This is a genomic window from Microbacterium sp. UBA3394 (assembly GCF_002358725.1).
Taxonomy (GTDB): domain Bacteria; phylum Actinomycetota; class Actinomycetes; order Actinomycetales; family Microbacteriaceae; genus Microbacterium; species Microbacterium luteum.
Genome location: NZ_DEPK01000235.1, coordinates 1 through 2,725, shown reverse-complemented (window position 1 = coordinate 2,725; position 2,725 = coordinate 1). Strand labels below are relative to the sequence as shown.

Here is a 2,725-nt window from a genome sequence, read left to right as displayed (position 1 = left end):
GAGCACAATCTCGACGTGATCAAGTCGGCCGACTGGATCATCGACCTCGGACCCGAGGGGGGTTCCGGCGGCGGCACGCTCGTCGCGACCGGCACCCCGGAGGATCTTGCGCGCGTGCCGGAGAGTCACACGGGCGCCTTCCTCGCCGAGGTGCTGTTCCCGGCCGAGCGTGCCGAAGCGCGCAAGGCCGGCTGACCCGATGTCGCCGCTTCCCTACAAGCCCAAGCCGGGGGAGATACCGACCGACCCCGGTGTGTACCGATTCCGGGACGCGGACGGTCGCGTGCTCTACGTCGGCAAGGCGAAGAATCTGCGTGCCCGGCTGTCGAACTACTTCGCGCCGCTGCACACGCTCCACGAGCGCACGCGGCGCATGGTCACGACGGCGTCGTCGGTCGAATGGACGGTCGTCGCCACGGACGTGGACTCCCTGCAGTTGGAGTACATGTGGATCAAGGAGTTCGATCCGCCGTTCAACGTCAAGTATCGCGACGACAAGTCCTATCCGTTCATGGCGATCACCCTCGCCGACGAAGCTCCTCGCGTGATCGTCACCCGCAATAGACGGATCAAGGGTGCGAAGTACTTCGGCCCGTACCCGAAGGTCTGGGCGGTGCACGACACCATCGATCAGCTGATCAAGGTGTTCCCCATCCGTACCTGCAGCGACTCCAGCTACAAGAAGGCGATGGCGACCGGCCGGCCGTGCTTCCCGGGTCAGATCGGGCGCTGCGGGGGGCCGTGCTCCATGCGGGTCAGCGTCGACGAGCACCGGGCGATCGTGCAGGACTTCGTCGCCTTCATGTCGGGCGGCGACCAGCGGTTCGCCCGAGAACTGACCGCTCGGATGCGCGAGGCGTCCGCCGCCATGGATTACGAAGCCGCAGCGGTCTATCGCGATCAACTCGGGGCCATCGAGGCCGTGCTGGGCAAGAGCGCGCTCGTGCTGACCGAAGACACCGACGCCGACCTGTTCGGGATCGCCGAGGACGAGCTGGCCGCGACGGTGCAGCACTTCGTCGTGCGCGGCGGGCGTGTGCGCGGCGTCCACGCCACGACGATCGAGAAGGAACTCGACATTTCGGGGGCGGACCTCGTCGAGCAGGTGCTGCAGCGCACCTACGGCGAGGCGGCCGACACCGACATACCGAAGCAGGTGCTCGTCCCCTCGCTGCCCGAGGACGCCGCGGAGCTCGAACAATGGCTTCGCGACCGGCGGGGTCGCCCGGTGTCGCTCCAGGTCGCCCGGCGCGGCCGCAAAGCCGAGCTGCTGGCGACGGCGACGCTGAACGCGCAGCAGGCGCTCAACCTGCACAAGACCCGTCGCACGAGCGATTACGTCGCGCGGTCGCAGGCGTTGACCGACCTGCAGGAGGCGCTGGACCTGCACGAGGCTCCTCTCCGTATCGAGTGCTACGACGTCTCGCACCTCGCCGGTACGAACGTGGTGGCGTCGATGGTGGTGTTCGAAGACGGTCTGCCCCGGAAGGATCAGTACCGTTCGTTCGGCATCCCCGAGACCACCGACGACACCGACTCGATCCGGCAGGTGCTGCGTCGGCGTCTGGCCTACCTCGATCAGCCCGAAGCAGATCCCGTGGCCGACCCGTTGGCGTCGGGCGAGGTCGTCACCGAGCGCAAGAAGCCGCGGTTCGCCTACCGTCCGCAGCTGCTCGTGGTCGATGGCGGGAAGCCGCAGGTCGAGGCGGCGGCTCGCGCGCTCGATGAGGCCGGACACACCGAGATCGCGCTGTGCGGCATCGCCAAGCGGCTGGAGGAGGTCTGGCTGCCCGGGGAGGAGTACCCGGTGATCCTGCCGCGCACCTCCGAAGCGCTGTATCTTCTGCAGCGTCTGCGTGACGAGGCACATCGGTTCGCCATCACGCATCAGCGCAAGCGGCGGCGGCGCGACATCCAGACCGTCCTGGCCGAGGTGCCCGGGCTGGGGGATGCGCGCATCAAGGCTCTTCTGCGTCACTTCGGTTCCGTCGCGGCCCTCCGCGAAGCGACGACCGAACAGATCCAGGAGCTTCCGGGCGTCGGTCCGAAGCTCGCGGCGTCGATTCATGCCCACCTCACCGCTCGCTAGGCTGGACGTGATGACGGAGGGCGCGATGACGGAGGACGATCAGACCCCGCAGGTCGGCGAGATGCTGATCGTCACCGGGATGTCCGGTGCCGGAAGGTCCACCGCGGCGAACGCCCTGGAAGACCTGGGCTGGTACGTCGTGGACAACCTGCCTCCGCAGATGCTCAAGCCGCTGCTGGATCTGACGGAGATCGCCGGGGGAGCGCTGCCCCGGGTGGCCGTCGTCGTCGACGTGCGGGGCCGCGGCCTCTTCTCCGAGCTTCCGGAGGCGATGCGGGCACTGCGCTCGCGGCGCCCGATCCGGGTGCTGTTCCTCGACGCGTCGGACACCGTGCTCGTGCGCCGCTTCGAGGCCGTGCGTCGCCCGCATCCTCTTCAGGGCGATGGCACGATCGTCGACGGCATTCGGGCCGAACGTACGAGGCTCGCTCCCGTCCGCGAGGACGCCGACGTCATCGTCGACACGTCGGCGCTGAACATTCACCAGCTCGCGACACGTGTCGCCGAGCTCTTCGCCGACGAGGGTGCCGCGCGGCACACCCTGACCATCATGAGCTTCGGCTTCAAGTACGGTCTCCCGCCGGACGCCGACCACGTGGCCGACATGCGGTTCCTGCCGAACCCGTACTGGCACGA

Annotated in this window: 3 protein-coding genes; all 3 read left to right on the top strand. The window is 68.2% G+C overall.

The features are described from left to right. A partial coding sequence (locus B4E30_RS14305) for a hypothetical protein (protein WP_286795769.1) occupies positions 1 to 195 on the top strand: 195 nt, incomplete at its 5' end. Between the two features lie 4 nt (positions 196 to 199). Beyond that, positions 200 to 2,089 (top strand): excinuclease ABC subunit UvrC, encoded by a 1,890-nt coding sequence (gene uvrC, locus B4E30_RS14300; RefSeq protein ID WP_286795767.1) that lies wholly within the window; start codon positions 200 to 202, stop codon positions 2,087 to 2,089. A gap of 10 nt (positions 2,090 to 2,099) precedes the next feature. Further along, on the top strand, positions 2,100 to 2,725 hold a 626-nt coding region (locus B4E30_RS14295; protein ID WP_414683221.1), incomplete at its 3' end, for a RapZ family nucleotide-binding protein.

Coding starts and splice junctions, on each gene's coding strand:
- uvrC (WP_286795767.1), top strand. CDS start 200: ATGTCGCCGCTTCCCTACAAGCCCAAGCCGGGGGAGATACCGACCGAC.